Consider the following 25,078-nt stretch of genomic DNA (forward strand, 5'->3'; position numbering starts at 1 on the left):
GCTCATGCAATTTCGGTCGTCAACGACACACCGGAGATACATGGCACGGGCTTTCTCTTGATCGTGATTATGCAAATCGGAGAAAGCTCATGAGCAACGAAATCAATCTCAATCGCCGTCACTTTTTCGGTGTCGCCGCAATGGCTGCCGCTGCCGTCGAGCTCGGCGTTCCCGCCCTGGCAAAGGCTGAAGCCGCAGTCGCACCGCCGCAGACGGCGATGAGTGCCGCAACAAAGGCGGATGGCCATACAGAATTTGCGGCCTTGAAGCAGATTGATGCTGGCGTTCTCAGTGTCGGTTACGCGGAGGCAGGTCCCGCTGACGGTCCCGCGGTTTTACTGCTGCATGGATGGCCCTATGACATCTACAGCTATGTCGATGTCGCGCCAATTCTGGCATCGGCGGGCTACCGGGTGATTGTACCTTACTTGCGTGGATACGGGACAACCCGGTTCCTTTCCGGCGATACACCGCGCAACGGCCAGCAATCGGCTCTCGCTGTGGATATGATTGCACTTCTTGATGCACTTGATATCGAGACGGCAATTGTTGCCGGTTACGACTGGGGTGCGCGCACCGCTGATATCATGGCGGCCCTCTGGCCTGAACGCTGCAAGGGGCTGGTGTCTGTCAGCGGCTATCTCATTGGCAGTCAGGATATCAACAAGAAGCCGCTAGCGCCTGCGGCCGAACTATCATGGTGGTATCAGTTTTATTTTGCGACAGAACGGGGTCGCGCCGGTTATGCGGCCAACACCCGTGATTTCGTGCGGCTGATCTGGAAGACAGCGTCTCCAACATGGGCGTTTGACGATGCGACTTTTGATCGCTCAAGCCCGGCTTTCGACAATCCTGATCATGTTGATATCACCATCCATAACTATCGCTGGCGGCTGGGACTGGTGGAGGGTGAAGCACAGTACGATGCCTATGAGCAGCGGCTTGCCAAACTGCCTGTTATCACCGTCCCGACCATCACCATGGAAGGTGATGCCAACGGTGCGCCCCATCCTGACCCATCGGCATATGCCGCGAGATTTTCCGGCAGGTATGAACACCGCAATATCACTGGTGGCATAGGCCATAACCTGCCGCAGGAAGCACCACAGGCATTTGCGCAGGCGGTTCTCGACATTGGCAAGTTTTAGGAGCCAATATCTTTTCTTGTCAGAGTAGATTACGCATGCGGTATAGCACCGCGTGCCAGCCCCAAGACGTTGAAGACATTCATGGAACACATAGACCACATTCTGGTCGTCGATGACGACCGTGACATCCGCGAACTGGTTTCGAGCTATCTGATAAAGAACGGATTGCGCACAACGGTGGCCGCTGACGGGCGGCAGATGCGGACATTTCTCGATAACAACACCGTCGATCTGATCGTGCTCGATGTCATGATGCCGGGCGACGACGGGCTTGTTCTGTGTCGTGAACTGCGGGCTGGCAAACACAAGGCGACACCGGTGCTGATGCTGACTGCGCGCGATGACGAGATGGACCGGATCATCGGGTTGGAAATGGGGGCAGATGACTATCTGCCCAAACCGTTTGCTGCGCGTGAACTTCTTGCCCGCATCAAAGCGGTTTTGCGCCGGACACGAATGTTGCCGCCAAATCTGCAAATCAGCGAAGCAGGGCGTCTGTTGACCTTTGGTAACTGGCGTCTGGATACGGTCGGCCGCCATTTGCTTGACGGAGAAGGAACGGAAATTGCGCTCAGCGGTGCGGAATACCGTTTGCTGAGGGTATTTATCGATCACCCGCAGCGGGTGCTCAATCGCGATCAACTGCTGAACCTGACACAAGGTCGCGATGCCGAACTGTTTGACCGTTCGATCGATCTTCTCGTCAGCCGGTTGCGGCAGAGATTGGGTGATGATGCGCGTGAGCCAACCTACATCAAGACCGTCCGGGCGGAAGGCTATGTCTTTTCCGTCCCGGTCGAGATTTCGGAAGCCAGGACATGACCAGCGTTGGCAAAATCGATGCTGCAAAAAACGGGGCTGACCGCCAAGGCTGGTGGCCCGGTACGTTGCGATCAAGGCTTTTCATCATTCTGTTTGCCGGTCTGGCGATCGCCTACAGTCTTTCTTTCAGCATTCTGTTCATTGAACGTTACATGTCGGCCAAGGCGGTGATGCTCGGCACGCTGGAAAGCGATCTGGCAACATCTATTGCCGTTATCGACCGCCTGCCAGCGGATGAAAGGTCACAATGGATTGACCGGCTCAGCCGCGGAAATTACCGTCTCGTTCTGGGGCCGGGTCTTGCCGGCATACCAGACATGTCAGGCCGTGCTGCTGAAATCGCCGAGCGGATCGAAGAGGCGGCCGGCCACCGGTTTCCGCTTAAGGTTGAGGCAATTCCCGGTGATGACAAAAGACTGCAGGGGCATGTTGTCCTGTCTGATGGCTCGCAGCTGACGATCGATGTCACACCGCGCGGTGTCATGCCGATAGCCAGCTGGCTTCCTTATGTGTTCGCCATCCAGATGGCATTGCTGATACTCTGCACGTGGTTTGCGGTGCGTCAGGCGATCCGTCCGCTTGCGGATCTCGCGGCCGCTGCCGATGCGGTGGATCCCAGCAAACAAGGCGCGCCGATGAGTGAAACTGGCCCTGCCGAAGTCGCACGGGCAGGGCGTGCGTTTAACGCCATGCGAGACCGGATTGCCCACCATCTGGAAGAACGCGTGCAAATTCTGGCGGCGATTTCGCACGATCTGCAAACACCGATTACCCGGATGCGCCTGCGGGCCGAAATGGCGGACGATACGCCTGAAAAAGACAAGCTGGTCGGTGATCTCAGTGAAATCGAACGACTGGTGCAGGACGGTATTGCCTATGCACGCAGTTCGCATGGCAATGCTGAAAAGCTGTCGCGGATCGATCTTTCTTCGTTCATCGACAGCATCGCCTACGACTATCAGGACACCGGCAAGGCAGTCCGTGTCATCGATCTTGTCAAAGGCACGGTGGCTACCAAACCACATGCGTTGCGGCGGATACTCACAAATTTCATCGACAATGCGATCAAGTTTTCCGGGGCCGCCGAAATCAGCGTGATACAGGGCAATCAGGGGAAAACGGTTATCAGCGTTCTCGATCGTGGTCCGGGTATTCCCGAGGATATGCTGGAGGCTGCCATGCAGCCGTTTTTCCGATTGGAGCAATCCCGCAATCGCGAGACTGGCGGGACGGGGCTTGGTCTGGCGATCGCCCAGCAGCTTTCAGTGGCAATTGGTGGTTCGGTGCGTTTGTACAATCGTGATGGTGGCGGATTGGTTGCGGAACTCACGCTCGACTGAGCGCCCCGATCATTGAATAAAGCCTTGGAATTGTACGTCAAAGTATCTCGCGCTCCCGGCCCTACAATAGCTTACATTTCAATGATTTTCTGAAACACGCAGGATACGTCGATCCGTCAAAACACGCCTTGTCAGCAACAAAGGAGTGTTTCCATGACCCAGATTGAAAAGGTTCTCTATACCGGAAAGACCCACACCACAGGTGGTCGTGATGGATTTGTCCGTAGCGATGATGCACAGCTTGATGTGAAGCTGTCGCCACCGGGAACCTCAAAACCCGGCACCAATCCGGAGCAACTGTTCGCAGCTGGCTGGTCGGCCTGCTTTATCGGAGCAATGGGGCTGGCTGCGGCCAAGCGAAAGTTGCGTCTTCCCGAGGGAACGGCTGTCGATGCCGAGGTTGATCTCGGGATGACCGGTGATGCCTATTTTCTGCAGGCACGTCTCAATATCAGCCTGCCGGGCCTGGAGGCTGAACTGGCGCGGGCGCTCGTTGAAGAGGCGCATCAGAATTGTCCCTATTCCAAGGCAACACGCGGCAATATCAACGTAGAGCTCAAGCTGATTTGAAGGGAGGGCGACATGCGAAAGATGGTCATTCTGGCTGTTGTGGCGTCGGTGTTTGCCGCACCGTGCATCTATGACATTACCTCGACAGAACCTTCAGCGCTCGCAGGTCTGTTCAGCCTTGCCATGGCCTATTGAACACAAGAAAGAAAGCGTCTCTTGCCGGTGGGCCGAGAGACGCTGCATTTAACCGCGACCAAGCGATGCCGACGTCGTGAGGCTGCCTTTGCGTGAGTACTCACGTGCAAGGTCGATAAATGCCCGCAGCTTTTGCGGAACGTGCCGACGGCCCGGGTAATAAAGGCAGAGAGCGGGCGTGGGCGGTGTCCAATCGCTAAGAACGATCTGCAGATCGCCGCTGTCCAGATGGGGTGAGATCGCGCGTTCCGACAGATAGGCAATACCTGCACCGCTGAGCGCGGCGTCAAGCATCAAGCCACTTTCATCCAGTACCATGCGTCCAGGTACATCAAGCGCATGGCGTTCATTGCCCTTGGAAAATTCCCAGCGATAAATGCGACCGCTTGCCATGCGCGCGCGAATGCACTCATGCATCAGCAGGTCCTTGGGATGGTGAGGTATGCCACGCTGTTTGACGTAATCTGTCGAGGCAACGACGACCTCGCGCATGTCAGGAATGATGGGCACCGCGATCATGTCTGGTGGTACGCGATCTTCCAACCGGATGCCGGCGTCACATCCGTTGGCGATGACATCCACCAGTTCCGAATCCGTGACGATCTCGACATGCATGCGCTGAAACCGTCTGAGATATTCGAGCACCAGAGGCTGGAGAATGAATCGCGCGGCACCCAGTGCCATGTTCAGACGCAACACACCTGACGGTTCTGCCACATGCTCTCCGGCATTTTCAAGCGCACCTTCAATTGCAGCCAATGCCGGGGCAATTGTCTCGATGAACTGCTCGCCGGCTGCGGTCAGCACCACGCTGCGGGTGGTGCGATTGAACAGACGAACGCCCATACGCTCTTCAAGACCCGCAACTGCGTGACTAAGGCCTGACGAGGATACGCCAAGTTCCCGCGCCGCTGCCCGGAAACCGCCCCTCCGGGCAACAACAGCAACCGCTTCAAGTTCGGCGAGGCTTGCCTTGGTCATTGCGCAATGTTCCTCATCAGCCCGTGTCTTATTGTGTATCTAATAAGATCGATGACGTCGACGCATATTTCTGTCAACAGCCAAGGAGGCCAAGACATGCGAAACATCGACAAGATTTACATCAACGGTCAATTCGTCACGCCTGAAGGCACAGACATATTGAAGCTATTCAACCCGGCAACCGAGGAAAAAATCGGAACAGTGAGGCTTGGCAATGCAGGTGACACGCGTGCCGCTATCACTGCCGCCAAACGGGCTTTTCCAGCGATGTCACGCACGAGCAAGGCAGATCGTATTGCCATGTTGCATCGTTTGAGTGCGGCGGTTCGGAACCGGACGGACGACCTGACCGCGGCCATGACCGATGAATATGGTGCACCCGCCTACTTCACCGGCTTTTCCGTGCAGAACACCGCATCGATCTTCGATGTTATGGCCGAAACGGTCGAGAACTATGCCTTTGACAGGCAGGCCGGTTCCAGCGCCGTTAAAATGCTGCCACTGGGTGTCATGGCAGCCATAACCCCATGGAACAGCAACTTTGGTTTCATTGCCACGAAGCTGGCCCACGCCATTGGTTCAGGTTCCACCGTCGTGATCAAACCTGCCGAACAGAGCGCTATCCAGACCCAGATATTGCTGGAATGCCTGCATGCCGCAGATCTGCCGGCTGGTGTACTGAATGTTGTAAACGGCCTTGGCCCGGTTGTCGGAGCAGAACTCACCACACATCCTGATGTCGCTTCTGTCAGCTTTACCGGTTCTACTGCTGCTGCAAAAATCATCCAGCGTGCGGCCATTGAGACGATGAAACGGGTTGTTCTGGAGCTAGGCGGCAAGGGGCCGACAATCGTGCTTGACGATGCCGATCTGGATAGAGCGATACCGGTTGCCCTGATGAGCGGCTTTGCCAATAGCGGCCAGGCCTGCGTTGCCGGAACCAGAATACTGATCCCGCTTTCGCGTCGTGACGAGATACTGGCGCGATTGAAGAGCGAGGCCGAGAAGCTGAAGGTTGGAAATCCCGGTGATCCAGATGTCAGGATCGGGCCGCTTGTCAATGAACGGCAGTGGCAGCGTATCCAATCCTATATCGAACTCGGCAAGCAGGAAGGTGCGACTGTTTTGACCGGTGGCGAGGGGCGCCCGGACGGGATCAGTAGAGGGTGGTTTGTTCGCCCGACAATCTTTGCCGATGTGACGAACGACATGAGGATCGCCCGCGAAGAGATATTCGGGCCTGTTCTGAGCGTCATCACTTACCGCGATGACGACGAAGCAATCGAGATCGCCAATGATTCCGATTATGGCTTGCAGGCCTATGTGCTTTCTGCCGACACAACCCGCGCGCTGGCTGTTGCTGACCGGTTGATCGCCGGCCGGGTCATCATCAACGGTGCACCGCATGATCCTCACGCGCCGTTCGGCGGCTTCAAGCAATCGGGCATTGGTCGCGAAATTGGCGCTTATGGTCTGGATGAGTTTCTGGAACCGCGCGCCATTCTGGTTCCAACCTTGTAATCACCCCAAAAACAGACCTGCCGACGGCTGGACGATCGGCAGGCCTGTCAGTTCCGATCGGTACGCGGCTTATGAGTTGGCGAAGATCTTTTTCCAGAATTGCCCGTTCGTCAGGAACAGGCCGAGCAGGATGAACACAAATGTGACGGCAATCATCAGGCTGGAGACAGCAGCGATTGTCGGGTCCTGCTGGAATTCAAGGTAATGATAGAGCGCAACGGGAAGTGTCTTAACCGCGGGCTGCACCACAAATAGCGTTGTTTCCACCTCGTCAAAGGATGTGATGAAGCAGAAGAACGATGCGGACAGCAACGCCACACGCATTTGCGGCAGGGTCACCAAAAAGAACGCGCGAACCGGGCCGGCGCCCAGATCGCGGGCCGCTTCTTCCAGTTTGGGATCGACATCTTCGAGAGCGGCGAGGAAGATGATCACCACAAATGGGACCACAAGAATGACATGCGCAAGCGCGATGCCCGGTAGAGTGCCGAACAGTTGCGAGCGTGTCGTGACAAACAAGATGAATAGACCAAAACCCAGCACCACGCGTGGTACGACGAGCGGCGCAAGCAGTACGGAGCGAAGGACTTCGCGCCCCCGGAAACGGAACCGCGAAATGGCGTAGGCGGCGGGTATGCCGATCATTACGATGACGAGGGTTGCAAGTATAGCGACCGCCAGAGAACGCCACAGGCCTGTGATAAAGCCCTGATTGGCAAGCGCCTTTTGAAACCACGCCAAAGTCAGGCCGGGTGGCGGCCAGGCATTATAGGCGCTGACATTAAATGCATTGATGATCACAACAATAATAGGCGCGGCCATGAAGACCAGCGTTGCGCCGAGAATGATATTGAGGATGGTGCGTTTCAACGCGTCGCTCCTTCATAACGGAACAACCGTCCGAGGCGACGAAGGCTGAAAAGAACAAGAACGGTGATGCCAAGCAGCGTGAGACTTTGGACCGCGGCCAGTGCCCAGTCGAGACTGCCGATATTGTCATAGATCAGCCGCGGCAGGGTCAGCACACGTCCACCGCCCAAAATGGAAGGTGTGACGAAGGCAGAGGCGGCAAGCGCAAATACGATCTCGATTGCCGAGAGAATGCCGGGCAGCGTCAATGGAAAGATGACACGCAGCAATACCTGCACGGGGTTCGCCCCCAGATCTCTCGCCGCTTCGATGCCACTGGGTGGCAACTGATTGATGGAACTTAACAGCGGCAGAACCGCAAATGGCAACATCACATGCACCATGGCAATCAGCGCGCCAAAATCATTCAGCATCAGTCGAAACGGGCCAAGGCCAGCAATACCAAGCACGGAGTTCACCAGCCCTTGGCTGGAGAGCAGAACGATCCAGCCGTAGGCCCGCACAATCACGCTCATCAACAGAGGTGTGAAAAGAACAGTGAAGGCAATGCCGCGGGCCAGCGGTGATTTCAGTTGGTTGAGTGCAAAGGCAACCGGGTAACCGATGAGGAGGCAGAAAAATGTCACACGGGCTGCCAACCACAGGGTGGTCCAGATGACCTTCCACGAAAACGGGTCGGTGATGAACCGTGCCCAGACTTCCAGCCCGATAGCTTGCCTGCCGGAGAAGCCAAAGCCGATGACCAACGCCAGACTGGCGATAAACGGCAGTGCCACCAGCACAACGACCGGTGAGATCAGCAGCAGCCAGGGTGAGCGCTCTCGGAGGGTCATTTCGATGATGTCTCTGCCGGCGAGCGATTGAGCAAGATTGCGGCGTCATTTTCCCAGCGCAGACCAACCTGTTGACCGGCTTCGGGCAGTGCGCCTGAGGGGGCAAGTGCCGAAACGTTCAGCTCGTCGCCACCGGGCAGGCCGAATGTGTAGAGAACCGTCGTTCCCTGAAACAAAGTGCGCAACAGTGGAAGGCTGAGTTTGGCGTCTTGTTGTGTGGCGAGATGTAACCGTTCAGGGCGAATGGAAAGCAGCACCTTGTCACCGACGGCCAGTGTTTCCTGGCCGATCAGCACGAAAGTCAGCCCTTGCGCCGAAACGTGTGCTTCATTGCCGTTTTTGGCTGTCACTTCGCCGCTCAGAACATTGGTCTGCCCCATGAAGCGGGCGACAAATTCGGAGGCAGGGCGGTGAAAAAGCGCCAGTGGTGTATCAACCTGTTCAAAACGCCCGGCATTCATCACAGCGACGCGGTCAGACATCGCAAGTGCTTCCTGTTGATTGTGGGTGACGTACACAAAAGTGGTGCCGGAGGCGCGTTGAATGCGAACCAGTTCCTGCTGCATGTGCAATTGCAGCTGCAGGTCCAGAGCGCCCAAGGGTTCGTCAAGCAACAACACCGCAGGATCATTGACCAGCGCACGGGCGATAGCCACACGCTGTTGCTGGCCGCCTGACAATTGGGAAATGGCGCGCTGTCCGTATCCCTCAAGCTTTACTGTTTCCAGAATGGCAGAGACGCGGTTGCGTATCTCATGTTTTGACGTGCGTTTGAGCTTCAGCCCGAAGGCGATGTTATCAAAAACACTCAAATGAGGAAAAAGGGCAAGCTTCTGGAACACCATATTGGTCGGCCGGCGCTCCACGGGAACACCGATGACCGACTTGCCGCGGATGGTGATTTCACCTTCTGTCGGTGCTTCCAGACCCGCGATCATGCGAAGTGTCGTGGTCTTGCCGCATCCCGATGGCCCCAACAGGGAGAAGAACTCTCCCTGACGGATATCGAGGTTCAAAGGTTCAACGACGGTCTGGTCGCCAAACTTTTTGCCGACATTGCTTAGGCGTATGTCGATGGCTGCTGCCGTCACGACAGGTTCGCTTTCACGCGCCGGTTCCACTGGTCGAGCCAACCCGCATGGTTTGCAGCGATCTTCGCGTAATCCAGTCTCAGGGCCTTGGCGAGTTGCTCGCTGGAGACGGCCGGATCATTGGCTAGTTCTTCTGGCAGACCACTATTATCTTTCAGGACAGGTACAACTGAGGCAGTGACCGCGTAATCGATGATGTTTTCGCGTGTCAGGCTTTCATTGATCAGGTTGCGGCCAACGCGCAGCTGATCATCCGTGCTGCCGTTCAACAGCTGGAAACCTTCAGGGAACAGGATTTGCCCTTCTTCCGGTATCGCATAACCGAATGGTGCGCCTTCCTTGATCCAAGGCAGTACAATACCGCGGAAGTGCGGTGCAATCCAGACTTCACCACTTGCCAGAAGCTGCTGGATCTGGGCGTTGGAGTTGAACAGCGAATGGATGTGGCCGGACTTGGCGGCTTCTTCGTAAATCTTCAGCGCAGGTTCAATGTCAGCGATGCTGCCGCCATTGGCATAGGCGGTTGCAAGCACGCCATTGCCTGTCCAGAAGCCATCGAAAGTCGCGACACGTCCGTGATACTTAGGGTCGAACAGGTCTTTCCAGGACTTCGGTGGTTCCTTGACCTTTTCGGCATTGTAGATGATGCCGCCGAGGTCAATCCACGGGAATGCGCCGACGTCGTTTGGCAGGCGAAAGTCGTCGTGGATATTGTCGAGGTTCTCTACGTCGGCAGCGTTCAGTGCCACCCATGCATCTTCGGCGAGGCCACGTGCGGTGTTTTCGAGGTTGAAGAAACCGACATTGATCGGTGGAGGGCTGCCTGCCTTGCGGGCGGCTACAATGGTGTTGAGCACCGCATTGGATGAGCCCGGTGCAACGGTGATGCTGACGCCGGGATTGGCAGCCTGAAATGCGCTCGCAACCTTTTGCGGTACAATTTCCTGCGCGCCTGTCCAGACCTGCTGCTGGATCTGAACATTATCGGCTGCGAAAACGCTGGACTTACCAGCCAGTGTCAGTGCGGCGGCTGAGGCGCCTGCGGCACCTAGAAAATGACGACGTGAAAGCGTGTGGGTCATGGATTTTACCCTGCGTTGGGGAGATTATTGGGGGCGGGAGGAAACAGTAATGTCGAGCGCTCTCGTTGCGGTCAGCGCCTGATAGATCGAGCAATTATCGAGGTAGAGCTGGCGTAGACGGTTGGCCTCGGTCTGATCGATACCTTCGACTGCGACGTCGAGATGGAGCGAGCCGAGGTTTGTCTGACCCTCGACCCGCTGGAAACGGGCATCAATATGCACATTTCGAAATGCGGGCAGATCAGGCTCAATTGCGCCTCTGAAAACGTTCAATGCACAGGTGACGAGCGCGCCACCAATCAGGTGCGAGGTGCCTGCTGCCTGTCCGCGACCACCTTTGCCAGCGGTTGCGTCGGTCACGATCTGGAAGCTGTCATTGCCGATCAGAAAGCGGCCCGGAATATGGGTTGTCGCACCTTCAATCTGCACATCGGTGATAATCTTGCTCATTGTATTCAACCTCTGAAACGGTCACGCAGCGTTCCGGCTGCATAGTCTGTACGGAACTGCCCGCGTTTTTGCAGGATCGGCAGAACCTCATTGATGAAGATGTCGAGTGGTTCGTCGTAATAGGGCAGGGACAGGTTGAAGCCGTCGACGGCACCCGTTTCCCACCAGTGTCCCAGACGGTCGGCTAGCTGCTCGGGCGTGCCGACGAAATAGCCGCCGTCATTGCTGCCTTCGAGATGTTTGGCAATGTCGCGCAGCGTGTGGTTCTTGTCCTTGATCAGACGCAGGATTTGTTCGTAGCGGCTTCTTAGGCCCTGAACCTGATCCGGCTCTGGCAAAAGCTCATGCGGGATGGGTTCATCGGGTCCAATCTCAGACAGTTCCAGTCCAAACCAACTGCGCATCGACCCATAGACGTGATCGACTGTTGACAGTTCATGCAGTTCTTGCGCGATGTTTTTGGCTGCCTGCTCAGTGTCTGCCAGTACGGGGCAAAGGGCTGCCAGAACGGAGATTGCGTTACGCGGCCGTCCGGAACGTTCTGTTGCTTCCCTGATCTGTTTGGTGAACGCCAGCGTCTGGTCAAAGTCGTCGCCTGGTGCGTAAATCGCGTCCGCATAGGCACCGGCAAATTTCTGGCCGCTGGCTGATGCGCCAGCCTGAACGAGCAGAGGGTGGCCCTGTGGTGGTCGCGGGCTGGTCAGCGGGCCGCGTACATCAAAATAGGGCCCCTTGTGATCAATGGCGTGAACCTTGTCATAATCGACCAGTGTTCCCTGAGCCTTGTTTCTGACGAGAGCGTCTGCTTCCCAGCTGTCCCACAGCTTTCGCACCACATCGACAAATTCTGCAGCACGATCATACCGCGTCGCATGTTCGGGGATCGGGCGGTCTCCGAAGTTTGCTGCTGATTCCGGATGGAATGTCGTGACAATGTTCCAGGCCGCGCGACCTTTCGAAATGTGGTCGAGGCTTGCGAATGCGCGGGCGACGCTGAAGGGGTCCGAATAGGTTGTCGATGCCGTGGCGATGAGACCAATATGTTTTGTGGAGACAGCCAGCGCCGAGAGAAGTGTCAAAGGCTCAAAGAGCCAACTCAACCCTTTCCAAGGGTGATTGATGACCGAGAGACCGTCGGCAATGAACAGCGAGTCGAATTTGGCCGCCTCAACCTTGCGGGCGATCTCAATGTAATAATCAATGTCGAGAATTTCATTGATGCGGTTTTTAGGGTGCCGCCATCCGGACAAGTGATTGCCCTGTAACCGCATAAAAAGGTTGAGGTGGATTTCCCGCTGGGTCATCTGTTTGCCTGCACTGCTCGTCTGCAACAAAAAATAGAACTGGTACTTCGGGTGTCGGTTCTGTGTTCCAGCTCACGCCCATGCATCGCAGGCGATGAAGTTTTCAACGCGCCTCAGTTTTGTGTAACTGTATGAAAATAAGTAATTATTTTCCGATTTCGGAGTGTGTGGAAACGGACGTCTGTCCCGCTCATCTTATGTAATTAAAATCTATAAAATTTATAGGTAATATAATCTAATATCCCGACGACAATGAGAATTTCTTTGCAAACCAACGCGTGGGGAAGCGTGAATCATGAAGGGGAGGTCACAGGTCGTGCGCGGTTGCAACGGACGTTTGATGTCGGTTGTGCACATTGACGGAAATTCCCTTCAGGAACTTCCGGTTCTGCCGACTGCTTTCATCGGGAGACAGCCTTGGCCATGCATGGCTCTATCGCCAGCTATGGGTCGTTAAACAGAGAGCCTGCGCTTCGCTCAGTCTTCCCGCGCGACATTGCTGAGCGGCGAGGTGGTGCCATCTGAAAATCCGCGATAGCGCAAATGGCTGCGGTTCAGATGGGCGCGCATGGCTTCTCGCGCTTTTTCCGAAATACCGGAGCTGATTGCCTCGCAGATGGCGCGGTGTTCGACAACGGTGTTTTGAATGTAATCCGGGGTAATCAGTGCAGGATTGAGTTGTCTCGAAAAGGCTGGCTGCGGCAGGATTTGCAGGCTCATCAGACTGAAAAATTCGATAAAGGCGCCGTTATTCGTCGCTTCGGCAATCGAGCGATGGAAAATGAAATCGAGATGGTCGAGTGCGCTTTCATCTTCCAGCGATGCTTCGAACTGGCGCGCGGCATTCCAGATGTTCGATTCCTGCGCCCATGAACGGCGGGTAGCGGCCAGGCCGGCTGCATGAACCTCGAAGGCCATTCTTAATTCCAGGAGATCCATGAATGAAGTTTTCAGGCGCGCAAATGGAGCGAGCGCTACGTCTGCATCGAATGTATCCGGTTCGCTCTCAGCCACTCGGGGCGCTTGCCGGACAAACACGCCAACCCCGTGCCGTGATTCCACCACGCCGTCGGATCGCAACGCCGAGACGGCTTCACGGATGACTGTTCTACTGACGCCGAACTGCTGTGATAAGTCATTGAGTGAACCCAGCTTGAAACCACTTTCAAACTGGCTTTCGCTTATGTGGGTTTTCAACGCCTGTATGGTTCGGCCTGTCAGAGTATCCAAAGTTCGCAGTTCCTGTATCGCTTATGTTTTGCGGTAAAATCTCACTTCTGTCGGCAAGGTATCACTACTTGGCCAAGTGATGCTACCTCTTTGGTCAATTTTCGCTTTTTAAGTGTGCGCACTCTGAGGTTGAGATGGCGGCTGTACGGTATATTTGGACGATAATTTGGCTTTTATTTTAAAAAAAAATTTGTATTGCCGCACAATGTCAGAAAATTCAGAGATGAGATAGCACTAATAAAAAGGATTAAAAACATACTGTTAGAGATATTTAATGGAGTTAATTTTCAAGAGATAGTATCTCTTTGTTTGTTGTTGACAAGAGGTACTATTTCAATAATGCTCTACCTCAGAACAAGTGAGCTTACGACCAGTCAGATGTAACAAGACGGTTGGCGATTGGCTCCGGGAACGTGGTCCGCGCACACTGCGCGTTCAAAAATTAAAATGGAAAGCTGCTATGGGTGCCGTCTCCGCACGTCTCACAGAGCTGGGCATCGTATTGCCGTCGATTGCCCCGGCTTCAGGTAATTACATTTCGCACCGAGTGGCGGGAAGTCTGCTGTTCGTTTCGGGTCAGATACCCAGAATAGATGGCGTCGAGCATTTTGTCGGCGTTGTCGGTCAGGATATTTCGCCCGGCGACGGTTATCAGGCCGCCCGGCTTTGCGCACTCAATGTCATAGCGCGTGTCAACGCTGCGCTGGACGGGGATCTAGACCGGGTGGTTGCCTGTGTCCAGCTTCGCGGCTTCGTCAATGCGCCACCTGATTTCAAAGGGCATCCGGCCGTCGTTGATGGTGCTTCCGATCTTCTTGTCGAGATATTTGGAGACAAGGGCCGTCATGTCCGCACCGCACTTGGCGCGGGATCTCTGCCGCGCGGATCATCTGTCGAGATTGATGCCATATTTGAAATCGCACCTAACGCCTGACAACAAAAAGGGGAACTGGCCATGAACGGGACCAGCATGTCGGAAAAAGCCATAGAGATGACCGGCGTCAACAAGTGGTATGGCACGCTCCAGGTGCTGAAGGGCATCGACCTCAATGTCGCACGGGGCGAACATATCGTTTTGTGTGGCCCCTCTGGATCGGGAAAGTCGACTTTGATCCGCTGTATCAACCACCTTGAGGAAATCCAGCAGGGCAAGATTGCCGTTAATGGCACCGAACTCAGCCAGAAAGGTAACAACGCAGACCATATCCGCCGTGATGTCGGCATGGTTTTCCAACAGTTCAATCTGTTTCCGCATCTAACCGTTCTTGAAAACTGCATGCTGGCGCAGCGTCGCGTTCGCAAAACGCCGGTTGCCGAGGCGAGAGACAAGGCAATGCGTCATCTGGAGCGCGTCCATATTGCCGAACAGGCCAAAAAATTCCCGGCCCAGCTTTCCGGCGGACAACAACAGCGCGTCGCCATCGCCCGGGCATTGTGCATGGATCCCAAGATCATGCTGTTTGATGAGCCGACGTCAGCTCTTGACCCGGAAATGGTCAAGGAAGTGCTTGATACGATGGTATCGCTGGCCGATGACGGCATCACAATGATCTGCGTTACTCACGAAATGGGATTTGCGCGCGCTGTTGCCCACCGGGTGATTTTCATGGACCGCGGCGAGATCATCGAAAGCGCCAAACCGGACACGTTCTTCAGCAATCCGGCCCATGAGCGTACCAGAACGTTCCTCAGCCAGATCCTCAACCACTGAGGAGTGACCGATGAATTATACGTTTGATTTTACCCCTGTATTTGCCGCCTGGCCGATGCTCGCGGACGGCATCATCGGCACATTGAAGATGTCGTCGCTGTCGATGGTCTTTGGTTTGAGCCTTGGCATCGTCTTCATGTCCATGCGGATGAGTAAGACGCCCGTGCTGCGCACCATCGCCATTGGCTACATCGAACTGATCCGCAACACGCCAATTCTGGTGCAGGTATTCTTTGTGTTCTTCGGCATGCCAGCACTGGGCATACGGTTAAGCGGAGAGCAGGCGGCGATCCTAGCCATGACACTGAACTGTGCGGCCTATGCGGCGGAGATTGTTCGCGGCGGTGTGCAGTCCATTCGTCCTGGCCAGATCGAGGCGGGCAGAGCGCTTGGTTTGCACACGGTGGACATTTACCGCTTCGTTGTGTTTCGGCCTGCCATCCGTGCTGTTTATCCGGCGCTGTGCAGCCAGTTTATCCTGATGATGCTGAACTCCAGTCTGATGTCATCGGTGTCGGCGGAAGAACTGACCTATTTCGCCCAGACGCTGGACTCCCAGACCTTCCGCAGTTTCGAGATCTATCTCACCCTCGGTGCCATTTATCTTGCGCTGTCGCAGTTCTTTTCCATCGCTCTCGGCGCCATTGGCCGAGTGTATTTCTCCTATCCTGTAAAGTGAGGCAGTGCGATGATCCGTCAATTTGGTTGGGGAGAGTTCCTGTTCTTGCTGGAAGGCGCGCGTTGGACGGTCGTCCTGTCGCTTCTTGCCTTCACAGCCGGAGGCGCGCTCGGACTGGCAGTCGCACTTGGACGTACCAGCAAATGGAAATGGCTGCGTATTTTGATGGCGACCTACATCCAGATATTCCAGGGTACGCCGCTGCTCGTGCAACTGTTCTTCGTGTATTTCGGCCTGCCGCTGGTCGGCATTAAGGTGGATGTCTGGGTGGCGCTGACCATTGGTCTTTCGCTGCACACCAGCGCCTTTCTCGGTGAAATCTGGCGCGGCAGCATTCAGGCGGTTCCTGATGGGCAGAGCGAGGCGGCGCGTGCGCTTGGTATTGGTTACGTACACCGCATGGTCGATATTGTACTGCCGCAGGCATTCCGCATCGGCCTGCCAGCGACCATCAGCTTCCTGGTCAATCTGATCAAGGGTACAGCTCTTGCCGCACTTCTCGGCCTGACAGAGCTTACCCGCTCTGGACAGCTAATGGCCAACATCACGTTTCAGCCGCTGCAGGTCTATGGGGCTGTTGCACTCATCTACTTCTTCATCTGCATACCACTGACCTATTGCAGTGCACGGATCGAAAGGCGCCTGAACGCCGCTCGGTAACACAAGAACGCATGACAAAAAACCAACCAGAGGTGACACTATGTTCAATACAGCATTCACTCTTTCGCGTTCCAAAGCCCTCGGCGGATTGACTGCCGTCCTTCTTGCCGCGACCTCATTTGCGACGTCGGCACTGGCTGTGACGCCGGAAGAAATCAAGGCCAAAGGCACCGCTACCATTGGCGTACAGATGGACCAGTTCCCCTGGGGCTTTATTGATCCAAAGGGTCAGAACGACGGCTTCGATATCGAGATTGCCAACATGATTGCCAAGGAACTTGGTGTTGAGGTGAAATTCGAGCGCATCACCGGGCAGAACCGTATTCCGCTGCTGGTCAACGGCAATGTCGACTTCCTGGTGCCGTCGATGACGATTACCGAGGAACGCGCCAAGGTCATCCAGTATGTCATTCCTTATTCATCGAATGACATCACGGTCTGGGGCAAGAAAGATGCTGACATCAAGGCGAACGAAGATCTCGGCAAGTTCGTGATCGGCGTTAACCGCGGCAGCGCTTTTGAACCACTGCTGGTCAAGGTTGCGCCTCCAGACACCCAGATCAAACGTTTTGACGATGACGCAACAACCGTTCAGGCACTGCTTTCTGGCCAGGTCGATGCCATTCTTGGCAGCGTGACATACGGCATTGTTATCAAGCAGGCCGGTTACGATGCGCAATTCGACCGCAAGTACAAGGTTGCAGACAATTTCCAGGGCATGGCAGTGCGCAAGGGCGATCAGGAATTGCTGGATTACCTGACGGACTTTGTCACCCGCCACACGGCAGACGGCACGCTGGATGCCGCCTACAAAAAATGGATCGGGGTTGATCGGGCCAAGTTGCCAACGACCCTGCCGGGTGTCGATTTCACCGGCAAACAGTAACGCTGAATTTCTGCGCGGCCGCTGCGGCCGTCGCGCAGAACACCTCAATATCAACAATTCAAGAGCTTTTGGCCTCCACCTGATTGTGTGGGTGGGGGAACGGCGGACGCACGTCAAAAATTGAACGTCCCGCGCCCGGCACAACCAGCAGCTCGCTTACGGAGCATGAGTTATAAAATGGCGAAAGATGGCAAGCAGATCAGGGTCGGTGTCGATATCGGTGGCACCTTCACCGACGTTGCGATGGAGGTAGGCATCACGCTCCATTCGATCAAAGTGTTGACCGATTACTCTTATCCCGAAAACGCGATCGTCAAGGGTATCCGACAGGTGGCGGAGGTGGCGGGTGTCGAGCTTTCCGAGATCGATACGATCATCCACGGCACCACGCTGGCGACCAACGCATTGATTGAACGACGTGGCGCGCGCACGGCCTTCATCACCACCAAGGGCTTCCGTGACGTCATCGAAATGCGCACCGAAAGCCGTTTCGAACAATATGATCTCAATATTGTTCTGCCGGCGCCGCTCGTGCCAAGAAACGAACGTTTTGTCATCGATGAACGTATCGGTGCAGATGGCTCGGTCCTCAAGGCACTGGATATCGCCGAAGTGGACGCGCTGTGTGACCGCATTATTGCAGCTGGTTACGAGAGCGTCGCGATCGGTTTCATCCACTCCTATCTGAATGGCGAGCATGAAAAGGTCGTTCGCGAACGCCTACTTGCCAAAAAGCCGGATATTTCGGTGTCGATCTCGTCTGAGGTCTCGCCGCAGATGCGCGAATTCCAGCGTTTCAACACGGTTTGCGCCAATGCTTTCGTCAAGCCGCTGATGGCGTCCTACCTAAACCGCCTTGTTGGCCGGTTGACCGAAGAAGGCACGCGCTGCCCGGTCTTCATGATCCATTCCGGTGGCGGTATCATCAGCGTCGAAAGCGCCGTTGAATTCCCGGTTCGTCTGCTTGAATCCGGACCGGCTGGCGGTGCCATTTTTGCAGCCCATATTGCCAGCAGCTATGGTCTCGATCAGGTTCTGTCCTACGACATGGGCGGTACGACCGCCAAGATTTGCCTGATTGAAAAACAGACACCAAAAACATCGAAAACCTTTGAAGTCGCCCGTACATGGCGCTTCAAGAAGGGCAGCGGCATGCCGATTTCCATTCCGGTTATCGAAATGGTCGAAATCGGTGCCGGTGGTGGCTCTATCGCAACCATCGACAGCATGCGCCAGATCCGTGTTGGGCCGCACAGTGCGGGTTCCGAGCCAGGCCCTGCCTGCTACGGTCGCGGCGGTGCAAACCCGACGGTAACCGACGCCGACCTTATCCTTGGTCGTCTTGACCCGGATGAATTTGCCGGTGGCGCCATGAAGCTTGATCGCCCGGCCTCCGACAAGGCCATGGATACCGACATCGCGTCAAAACTTGAAACGGACATCGCCACCGCTGCTTACGGTCTGAGCGAAGTGGTTGATGAGAACATGAGCAATGCCGCGCGTATGCATGCGGTGGAAAACGGCAAGGAACTCTCCGAGTTCACCATGATTGCCTTTGGTGGTGCAGCACCAATTCATGCGGCACGACTGTGTGAAAAGCTCGGCATGTCGGATCTGCTTATCCCGCCTGGTGCCGGTGTTGGTTCGGCTATCGGCTTCCTGCGTGCGCCTTTCGGTTTCGAATCCGTTCGCAGTGCTTACAGCCGTCTCAGCCGGTTTGAGTCCAAGGCGATCAACCAGACGATCTCCGACCTAATTGCCGAAGCCACGTCCTTCGTTCGTTCCGGCGCTCCAGATGCCGATCCGGCACTCGAATGCACGGCTTACATGCGTTACGTCGGTCAGGGATGGGAAGTGCCTGTCACTATCGACGTCCGTGATTATGCCGACACTGACGAAAAGCTGTTCCGTGACCTGTTTGATGAACAATACGAACAATTCTTCGGACGTGTCATTGATGGTCTGGATGTCGAGATCGTTAGCTGGTCGCTGCGTGCAACATCAAAAGTCACGCCTCCCGGCCGTATTGGCAAGACCGAAAAGGCTGCCAGCGCCAAAACCAGCGGTGTGCGTGATATCTTCGATGTGCAGGAAGGCAGCTTCCAGAAAGCCTCGATTGTGTCGCGCAACGACATGAAGGCCGGCGACTGGGTTTCAGGACCTGCCGTCATCACCGAACGCGAAACCTCGACCATTATCACCGCAAGTCGCGAAGTCATCATGCAAGCTGACGGATGCCTGCTCGTACGCGTCAAGCAAAGCGCTTGAACGGAGGATTACCCATGAAAACCAATGCACTTTCCGAAGTCCACATGCAGATCATGTGGAACCGTCTGATCTCCGTCGTTGAAGAACAGGCTGTCACCCTCATTCGTACCGCTTTCAGCACCAGTGTGCGTGAATCGGGCGATCTGTCTGCCGGTGTGTTCAACCGTGGCGGCAAGATGATTGCCCAGGCTGTGACCGGTACGCCCGGCCACGTCAACGCCATGGCCGAGGCGGTTGGTCACTTCATCCGCGATATTGGCCCTGAAAACATTTTCGAAGGTGATGTCTACATCACCAATGATCCCTGGAAGGGGACGGGCCACCTGCACGACTTCACCGTCGTGTCGCCCAGCTTCCGCAATGGGGCGCTGGTGGGTTACTTCGCCTGTACCGCGCACGTTGTGGACGTGGGGGGGCGCGGTTTCGGACCGGATGCCAACGAAGTTTACGAAGAAGGTATCTTCGTACCGATCATGAAATTTGCCGAACGTGGCAAGGTCAACAAGGATCTGGTCAACATCCTGCACAACAATGTGCGTGAAAGCCATCAGGTGGTGGGTGACGTCTATTCGCTGGCTGCCTGCAACGAAATCGGCCATCGCCGTCTGATGGACATGATGGAAGAGTTTGAGCTTGATGATCTGGAGACGCTCGGCGAATTCATCTTCAAGCGCAGCTATGACGCTACAATCGAGCGTATTGCGGCGCTGCCAAAGGGCTCCTATTCGAACGTGATGCGTGTCGACGGTTACGGCTCGCCAATCGACATTGCCGTGCGTCTTGATGTTGCAGAAGATCATATTCTTGCGGATTTCGAGGGCACATCACCGCCCAGCCCAAAGGGGATCAATTGCCCGATCATCTATTCGGCAGCCTATGCCTGCTATGGCATGAAATGCTCGATTGCGCCTGAAATCCCCAACAACCACGCTTCGCTGCTGCCATTCCGTATGACGGCACCGACCAACTGCATTCTGAACGCTCAGCACCCGGCGCCAGTATCGGTTCGCCACGTTCTCGGCCACCTGGTACCGGACGCCGTACTCGGTGCGGTTCACAAGATGCTGCCGGGGCAGGTTCCGGCAGAAGGTGCCGGCGCCCTGTGGAACCTGCATGTCAGCGTACGGCCATTGCAGGGTGAGCATGCACCAGCCGACGGCGGTCAGCGCGCAGAAGTCCTGCTGTTCAACAGTGGTGGTGCTGGCGCCCGCTCGACACTTGATGGTCTGAGTGCCACCGCCTTCCCAAGTGGTGTCCATTCTATGTCGATCGAGGCGACCGAGCATGTTGGTCCGGTTATCTTCTGGCGCAAGGAATTGCGGGATGGTTCCGGCGGTGCCGGCCAGTTCCGTGGTGGCCTCGGTCAGGTTGTCGAGATATCCCCAACCGATGGGCATGAAATGCACTTCAACGCGATGTTTGACCGCGTCGATCATCCACCACGGGGTCGTGAAGGCGGTGAAAATGGTGCAGCCGGCGCCGTTCTTCTCGACGACGGAACACGTCTTGCCACCAAGGGTCGTCAGCATGTGCCTGCCGGTCGGCGGTTGATCCTGCAGCTGCCGGGTGGCGGCGGTTACGGTCCAGTCGAAAAGCGCGACGCCGATGCCGCGAAGCGCGACACTGACTTCGACTATGTGATTGCCCAATAACCCTCCCGTAGAAACCGGGCGAGAGGTTCAGCCTCGCCCGGTTTCTGGCTCAAAGATAAGGTCAAGGAAGTCGGAAATGAGTTTCGAAAACGGGCGCGCAGCAAGCATCAAATCATCCCCAAGCATGGCCATTGCCATGGCGGCAAAAAAGCTGGCGGCGGAAGGTCGCGACATCATTGATCTCTCATTGGGAGAGCCGGATTTTGAACCGCCGGAGCATGTCACCAAAGCGGCTGTCGCAGCTGTTTTGAAAGGTGGCATACGCTATGGCGCGCCAGCTGGCATGGAAAGCCTGCGCAAGGCGATTGTTCAAAAATTCAAGACCGAGAACGGGCTGGATTACACCGCCGACGAGGTGATGATTGCCAATGGCGCAAAACAGATCCTGTTCGACGCTTTTCTGGCGACACTGGAACCGGGTGACGAAGTCATTATTCCAACACCCTGCTGGGTGTCGTACGGCGATATCGTTGCCCTGCATGGCGGCAAGCCGGTTTACGTCAACTGTGGTCCTGAAGATGGTTTCAAGATTTCGGTCGGTAAGCTGAAAGCTGCCATCACGCCAAAAACCCGCTGGCTGATGTTGAATTCTCCTTCCAATCCGACCGGAGCAATCTATTCCGCCGCTGAATACCAGTTGCTCGCAGAGGTGCTTATCCGCCACCCTGATATTCTCGTGGTCTCAGACGAGATTTACGAACATGTTCTTCTGCACGACAAACCCTTCGTCTCGTTTGTCAGTGCCTGTCCGCAATTGCGTGATCGCACTTTGGTCGTCAATGGTGTGTCAAAGGCATATGCCATGACCGGTTGGCGGCTTGGATATGCGGCAGGGCCAAAGTCGTTGATCTCGGCGCTCAACAAGATGCAGTCGCAAAGCGTGTCCTGCGTTTCGTCAATTGCACAAGAGGCTGCGCTTGCAGCCCTGACTGGCAATCAGACCTTTGTAACTGATGGGGCACAGATTTTTGCCAGCCGTGCCCGTCTCATGGCGGAACGTCTGGCGAAGATCGATGGCATCGACTTCATTCCTCCCGATGGCGCATTTTACGCATTTATCGGAGTGCAAAGCCTGTTGGGTCGCAAGACGAGCGGCGGGGATGTCATTGCTGACGATACGGACTTTGCCGCCTGTCTGCTGCAGCAGTTTGGCCTTTCCAGCGTTCCCGGTGCTGCATTCGGTGCACCTGGTTTTATTCGCCTGTCGATCGCCGCATCCAATCAGGAATTGGAAAGTGCCTGTGATCGTTTGGCTCAAATGGTCGGCTCTCTAAAGGCCTGAACCATCTTTCCACCCATTCACAAGTAGACAGAGGTGACGGACAACCGCACCTCGACAACAGGAGGGTTACATCCATGAAAACCGAAGATCTGAAACATGTTTTGGGGGCGGGACTGTTGTCCTTCCCGGTTACGCATTTCGATGGCGGTGGCAAGTTCAATGCAAAAAGCTACGCCGAGCACGTCAACTGGTTGTCCGGTTTCGAGGCGGCGACCTTGTTTGCGGCCGGCGGTACAGGCGAGTTCTTTTCGCTGACACCGGAGGAAATCCCGGAGATTGTTCGAGTCGCAAAGGAAGCGGCCGGCACAACACCAATCGTTTCGGGCTGCGGTTACGGCACTGAAATCGCCATTTCCATAGCCAAGTCAGTGGAAAAGGTTGGCGCCGACGGCATTCTGCTTTTGCCTCATTATCTCATCGACGCTCCGCAAGAAGGTCTCTACCAGCACATCAAGGCAGTATGCCAGTCAACCGGCATGGGTGTGATGGTTTATAACCGAGACAACTCGGTTCTTCAGGCGGATACGCTGGCACGGCTTTGCGATGCATGCCCGAACTTGGTCGGTTTCAAGGACGGGACGGGCGACATTGGCCTGGTGCGCCAGATCACCGCGAAGATGGGTGACCGCCTGACCTATCTCGGGGGTATGCCGACAGCGGAGCTTTTTGCGGAGGCCTATCTGGCTGCAGGCTTTACCACCTATTCGTCGGCGGTTTTCAACTTCGTTCCGGGTCTCGCAGTGGAGTTCTACAAGGCACTGCGGGCAGGTGAACGGGCCACGTGCGAAAAGATCCTTATCGACTTCTTCTATCCGTTCATGGCGATCCGTAACCGCGCCAAGGGGTATGCCGTTTCAGCCGTCAAGGCAGGCGTGCGATTGCAGGGCTTTGATGCAGGCCCGGTCCGGTCTCCATTGCAGGATCTGACAAAGGAAGAAATGGGCATGATGGAAGCGCTGATCGGCAAGTACAAGCGCTGAACGAACTGTCATGGTTGCCCTTACTGCGGACAACCATGACGCATGGATAGGCTGCCTCAGTCGATGGCAGGATGGACATCCGGCGGGATCGGGCAGACATAGGGCTGCCCGTCCATTTTTTCTTCCCATTCAGCCTTTGCTCTGGCCAGTAATTCCGGCGAAACAAGAAGATCAAGTCCGGTTGCGGCCATCGCTCTGGCGGCATGGATCATCGCCTTGTGTGCACCAGGACTGCGCCCTTGCGCCACGACCTGCCATGTGTGCGGATTTGTGCCGATTGCCCAGGCCGGTGCCCAGCATTGCGCGGTTGGTGTGACACGGCTGACATCGCCCACGTCGGTTGACCCTGCGCGGAAGTGCGACTGCCCCTCAAACGACCGAAGTCCGAGATGCAAAGGTTGTGTGCCATCCACCTTGTGATTGAGGAAAACGTCCTCCTTGATCTGATAAAGCCGAATGCTGCTCTTGATTGCCTCATCTGAGAAAGTGGCTTGAATCTTCTGCGCAAAGGCAACATCCGCGTCATCGAATGGAACCGGTCCGAGAGCGGTCAGATTGTCATGGATTGCGTGTTCAAGAGTCAGATTGGGCAGGAGATTTGTTGAGGCTGAATCGAAGACGATCTCGACTTCGGTTTCCGTCATCATGGCAGCGCCTCTTGCCACCTTGTTGACCCGCTCGGCAAGGGCAAGTGCTTGCGACATTTCAGGCGCACGAACGAGATAAAGCACTTCGGCACGGGCCTGTACGACATTGGCCGCTTTGCCGCCGGTATCGGTAATCGCGTAATGGACGCGGCAATCCTGTGGCATGTGTTCGCGCAGGAAGTTGACGCCGACATTCATCAGTTCCACCGCATCAAGTGCTGAACGACCAAGATGGGCGGCATTGGAGGCGTGGGCGGCAACGCCTTTAAAACGATAATAATATTCGAGAACGGCGAGATTGTTCGTCGACCGCACACCGTTGAAAGGTGCTGGATGCCAGGTCAGCGCGGCATCAACATTGTCAAACAGACCGGCCCGCGCCATGAAGGTCTTGCCGGATCCGCCTTCTTCGCCAGGGCAACCGTAATAGCGCACCGTTCCAGGAATGTTGTTTTCCGCCAGGTGTTTGGCAAGGGAAATGGCTGCAAGCAGCGAGCCACTGCCCAAGAGATTGTGACCGCATCCATGGCCAGTTGCGCCTGTCTCCATGACCTGTTGTTCGTCAACACCCGCGACCTGGCTCATATCTGCCAGCGCATCGTATTCGCCGAGGAATGCGATGACCGGTTTGCCACCGCCATATTCGCCAATGAATGCAGTTTCCATACCGGCAACACCTGTGGTGACCGAGAAATCATGCTTCTTCAGCATGTCGATCAATAGCCCGGCTGAGCGATGTTCATGGAATTTCAGTTCTGCAAAATCCCAGATGCTGTCACTGAGGGCCGTAAACCCGGATGAAAGGCCATCAATATTGGCGTTCAACGCGGCAAGTGAAGCGGTATCAGGCATGTCGTATCCTCAGGGCAGGGGTGGAATTTCAGGCAAAAGAAGTCTGGATGGCGGACTAACGCCCGCCATTGCATCTGTTCTTGT

At 55.7% G+C, this 25,078-nt stretch carries 24 protein-coding genes; 15 read left to right on the top strand and 9 right to left on the bottom strand.

Going from position 1 to position 25,078, the window contains the following annotated elements; translation table 11 throughout:
• The first annotated feature begins 89 nt into the window (after positions 1-89).
• From M2418_RS20480 to M2418_RS20500, 5 genes are all read left to right on the top strand, one after another.
• Entirely contained in the window at positions 90-1,148 is a 1,059-nt protein-coding gene (locus M2418_RS20480) for an alpha/beta fold hydrolase (RefSeq protein ID WP_259148834.1), read from the top strand.
• 81 nt (positions 1,149-1,229) lie between these two features.
• Positions 1,230-1,970: a response regulator gene (locus tag M2418_RS20485; protein ID WP_250984557.1), complete on the top strand. Its 741-nt coding sequence runs from the start codon at positions 1,230-1,232 to the stop codon at positions 1,968-1,970.
• Positions 1,967-3,310 carry a HAMP domain-containing sensor histidine kinase gene (locus M2418_RS20490; RefSeq protein ID WP_259148835.1) on the top strand — a complete coding sequence of 448 codons (1,344 nt, stop codon included), beginning with the start codon at positions 1,967-1,969 and terminating at the stop codon, positions 3,308-3,310. The genes M2418_RS20485 and M2418_RS20490 overlap by 4 nt, the downstream gene beginning before the upstream one ends.
• Positions 3,311-3,463: 153 nt before the next feature.
• On the top strand, positions 3,464-3,880 hold the full coding sequence (locus tag M2418_RS20495; RefSeq protein WP_259148836.1) for an organic hydroperoxide resistance protein: 417 nt from the start codon (positions 3,464-3,466) through the stop codon (positions 3,878-3,880).
• Between the two features lie 12 nt (positions 3,881-3,892).
• Positions 3,893-4,015 (top strand): hypothetical protein, encoded by a 123-nt coding sequence (locus M2418_RS20500; RefSeq protein ID WP_259148837.1) that lies wholly within the window; start codon positions 3,893-3,895, stop codon positions 4,013-4,015.
• Between the two features lie 48 nt (positions 4,016-4,063).
• Here M2418_RS20500 and M2418_RS20505 read toward each other — a convergent pair whose 3' ends face one another.
• A complete protein-coding gene (locus M2418_RS20505) occupies positions 4,064-4,996 on the bottom strand; it encodes a LysR family transcriptional regulator (protein ID WP_259148838.1) in 933 nt (310 codons plus the stop codon).
• Positions 4,997-5,092: 96 nt separating this feature from the next.
• Here M2418_RS20505 and M2418_RS20510 point away from each other — a divergent pair, with 96 nt between their 5' ends.
• Positions 5,093-6,517: an aldehyde dehydrogenase family protein gene (locus M2418_RS20510; protein ID WP_259148839.1), complete on the top strand. Its 1,425-nt coding sequence runs from the start codon at positions 5,093-5,095 to the stop codon at positions 6,515-6,517.
• Between the two features lie 69 nt (positions 6,518-6,586).
• Here M2418_RS20510 and M2418_RS20515 read toward each other — a convergent pair whose 3' ends face one another.
• From M2418_RS20515 to M2418_RS20545, 7 genes are all read right to left on the bottom strand, one after another.
• Positions 6,587-7,387, bottom strand: a complete 801-nt coding sequence (locus M2418_RS20515; protein WP_250984562.1) for an ABC transporter permease — start codon at positions 7,385-7,387, stop codon at positions 6,587-6,589.
• The gene (locus tag M2418_RS20520; protein WP_250984563.1) at positions 7,384-8,220 is read right to left on the bottom strand and encodes an ABC transporter permease; all 837 of its coding nucleotides are present in this window, start codon (positions 8,218-8,220) and stop codon (positions 7,384-7,386) included. Before M2418_RS20520 ends, M2418_RS20515 begins: the two co-directional genes overlap by 4 nt.
• On the bottom strand, positions 8,217-9,341 hold the full coding sequence (locus M2418_RS20525) for an ABC transporter ATP-binding protein (RefSeq protein WP_250984564.1): 1,125 nt from the start codon (positions 9,339-9,341) through the stop codon (positions 8,217-8,219). The genes M2418_RS20520 and M2418_RS20525 overlap by 4 nt, the downstream gene beginning before the upstream one ends.
• Positions 9,308-10,393 carry a PotD/PotF family extracellular solute-binding protein gene (locus M2418_RS20530; RefSeq protein ID WP_259148840.1) on the bottom strand — a complete coding sequence of 362 codons (1,086 nt, stop codon included), beginning with the start codon at positions 10,391-10,393 and terminating at the stop codon, positions 9,308-9,310. Before M2418_RS20530 ends, M2418_RS20525 begins: the two co-directional genes overlap by 34 nt.
• A gap of 24 nt (positions 10,394-10,417) precedes the next feature.
• Positions 10,418-10,843, bottom strand: a complete 426-nt coding sequence (locus tag M2418_RS20535; protein ID WP_250984566.1) for an OsmC family protein — start codon at positions 10,841-10,843, stop codon at positions 10,418-10,420.
• Between the two features lie 5 nt (positions 10,844-10,848).
• Complete coding sequence (locus M2418_RS20540) at positions 10,849-12,147, bottom strand: LLM class flavin-dependent oxidoreductase (RefSeq protein WP_259148841.1); 1,299 nt, start codon at positions 12,145-12,147, stop codon at positions 10,849-10,851.
• A 477-nt stretch (positions 12,148-12,624) separates the two neighbouring features.
• Positions 12,625-13,377: a FadR/GntR family transcriptional regulator gene (locus tag M2418_RS20545; protein WP_250984568.1), complete on the bottom strand. Its 753-nt coding sequence runs from the start codon at positions 13,375-13,377 to the stop codon at positions 12,625-12,627.
• 460 nt (positions 13,378-13,837) lie between these two features.
• Between M2418_RS20545 and M2418_RS20550 the strand changes: the two genes are divergently transcribed.
• From M2418_RS20550 to kdgD, 9 genes are all read left to right on the top strand, one after another.
• The gene (locus M2418_RS20550; protein WP_250984569.1) at positions 13,838-14,311 is read left to right on the top strand and encodes a RidA family protein; all 474 of its coding nucleotides are present in this window, start codon (positions 13,838-13,840) and stop codon (positions 14,309-14,311) included.
• A gap of 21 nt (positions 14,312-14,332) precedes the next feature.
• Positions 14,333-15,088, top strand: coding sequence for an amino acid ABC transporter ATP-binding protein (locus M2418_RS20555; RefSeq protein WP_174014749.1), 756 nt, complete (start codon positions 14,333-14,335; stop codon positions 15,086-15,088).
• A gap of 10 nt (positions 15,089-15,098) precedes the next feature.
• Entirely contained in the window at positions 15,099-15,767 is a 669-nt protein-coding gene (locus M2418_RS20560) for an amino acid ABC transporter permease (protein WP_192489668.1), read from the top strand.
• Positions 15,768-15,776: 9 nt separating this feature from the next.
• The gene (locus tag M2418_RS20565) at positions 15,777-16,427 is read left to right on the top strand and encodes an amino acid ABC transporter permease (protein ID WP_060725904.1); all 651 of its coding nucleotides are present in this window, start codon (positions 15,777-15,779) and stop codon (positions 16,425-16,427) included.
• 40 nt (positions 16,428-16,467) lie between these two features.
• Complete coding sequence (locus M2418_RS20570) at positions 16,468-17,313, top strand: transporter substrate-binding domain-containing protein (protein WP_192489667.1); 846 nt, start codon at positions 16,468-16,470, stop codon at positions 17,311-17,313.
• 177 nt (positions 17,314-17,490) lie between these two features.
• A complete protein-coding gene (locus M2418_RS20575) occupies positions 17,491-19,581 on the top strand; it encodes a hydantoinase/oxoprolinase family protein (protein ID WP_259148844.1) in 2,091 nt (696 codons plus the stop codon).
• Between the two features lie 14 nt (positions 19,582-19,595).
• Entirely contained in the window at positions 19,596-21,233 is a 1,638-nt protein-coding gene (locus M2418_RS20580) for a hydantoinase B/oxoprolinase family protein (protein WP_259148845.1), read from the top strand.
• Between the two features lie 76 nt (positions 21,234-21,309).
• Positions 21,310-22,515 (top strand): pyridoxal phosphate-dependent aminotransferase, encoded by a 1,206-nt coding sequence (locus M2418_RS20585; protein ID WP_250984572.1) that lies wholly within the window; start codon positions 21,310-21,312, stop codon positions 22,513-22,515.
• A 74-nt stretch (positions 22,516-22,589) separates the two neighbouring features.
• On the top strand, positions 22,590-23,495 hold the full coding sequence (gene kdgD, locus M2418_RS20590; RefSeq protein ID WP_259148846.1) for a 5-dehydro-4-deoxyglucarate dehydratase: 906 nt from the start codon (positions 22,590-22,592) through the stop codon (positions 23,493-23,495).
• A 56-nt stretch (positions 23,496-23,551) separates the two neighbouring features.
• Here the strand turns inward: kdgD and M2418_RS20595 are convergent, their stop codons facing one another.
• Positions 23,552-24,994, bottom strand: coding sequence for a M20 family metallopeptidase (locus tag M2418_RS20595; RefSeq protein WP_259148847.1), 1,443 nt, complete (start codon positions 24,992-24,994; stop codon positions 23,552-23,554).
• Between the last annotated feature and the right edge of the window lie 84 nt (positions 24,995-25,078).

This window comes from Rhizobium sp. BIGb0125 (assembly GCF_024810055.1).
In the GTDB taxonomy this organism is placed as follows: domain Bacteria; phylum Pseudomonadota; class Alphaproteobacteria; order Rhizobiales; family Rhizobiaceae; genus Agrobacterium.

Coding starts and splice junctions, on each gene's coding strand:
- kdgD (WP_259148846.1), top strand. CDS start 22,590: ATGAAAACCGAAGATCTGAAACATGTTTTGGGGGCGGGACTGTTGTCC.
- M2418_RS20575 (WP_259148844.1), top strand. CDS start 17,491: ATGGCGAAAGATGGCAAGCAGATCAGGGTCGGTGTCGATATCGGTGGC.
- M2418_RS20500 (WP_259148837.1), top strand. CDS start 3,893: ATGCGAAAGATGGTCATTCTGGCTGTTGTGGCGTCGGTGTTTGCCGCA.
- M2418_RS20580 (WP_259148845.1), top strand. CDS start 19,596: ATGAAAACCAATGCACTTTCCGAAGTCCACATGCAGATCATGTGGAAC.
- M2418_RS20530 (WP_259148840.1), bottom strand. CDS start 10,393: ATGACCCACACGCTTTCACGTCGTCATTTTCTAGGTGCCGCAGGCGCC.
- M2418_RS20495 (WP_259148836.1), top strand. CDS start 3,464: ATGACCCAGATTGAAAAGGTTCTCTATACCGGAAAGACCCACACCACA.
- M2418_RS20505 (WP_259148838.1), bottom strand. CDS start 4,996: ATGACCAAGGCAAGCCTCGCCGAACTTGAAGCGGTTGCTGTTGTTGCC.
- M2418_RS20480 (WP_259148834.1), top strand. CDS start 90: ATGAGCAACGAAATCAATCTCAATCGCCGTCACTTTTTCGGTGTCGCC.
- M2418_RS20550 (WP_250984569.1), top strand. CDS start 13,838: ATGGGTGCCGTCTCCGCACGTCTCACAGAGCTGGGCATCGTATTGCCG.
- M2418_RS20570 (WP_192489667.1), top strand. CDS start 16,468: ATGTTCAATACAGCATTCACTCTTTCGCGTTCCAAAGCCCTCGGCGGA.
- M2418_RS20510 (WP_259148839.1), top strand. CDS start 5,093: ATGCGAAACATCGACAAGATTTACATCAACGGTCAATTCGTCACGCCT.
- M2418_RS20560 (WP_192489668.1), top strand. CDS start 15,099: ATGAATTATACGTTTGATTTTACCCCTGTATTTGCCGCCTGGCCGATG.
- M2418_RS20595 (WP_259148847.1), bottom strand. CDS start 24,994: ATGCCTGATACCGCTTCACTTGCCGCGTTGAACGCCAATATTGATGGC.
- M2418_RS20520 (WP_250984563.1), bottom strand. CDS start 8,220: ATGACCCTCCGAGAGCGCTCACCCTGGCTGCTGCTGATCTCACCGGTC.
- M2418_RS20565 (WP_060725904.1), top strand. CDS start 15,777: ATGATCCGTCAATTTGGTTGGGGAGAGTTCCTGTTCTTGCTGGAAGGC.
- M2418_RS20555 (WP_174014749.1), top strand. CDS start 14,333: ATGAACGGGACCAGCATGTCGGAAAAAGCCATAGAGATGACCGGCGTC.
- M2418_RS20535 (WP_250984566.1), bottom strand. CDS start 10,843: ATGAGCAAGATTATCACCGATGTGCAGATTGAAGGTGCGACAACCCAT.
- M2418_RS20585 (WP_250984572.1), top strand. CDS start 21,310: ATGAGTTTCGAAAACGGGCGCGCAGCAAGCATCAAATCATCCCCAAGC.
- M2418_RS20485 (WP_250984557.1), top strand. CDS start 1,230: ATGGAACACATAGACCACATTCTGGTCGTCGATGACGACCGTGACATC.
- M2418_RS20490 (WP_259148835.1), top strand. CDS start 1,967: ATGACCAGCGTTGGCAAAATCGATGCTGCAAAAAACGGGGCTGACCGC.
- M2418_RS20540 (WP_259148841.1), bottom strand. CDS start 12,147: ATGACCCAGCGGGAAATCCACCTCAACCTTTTTATGCGGTTACAGGGC.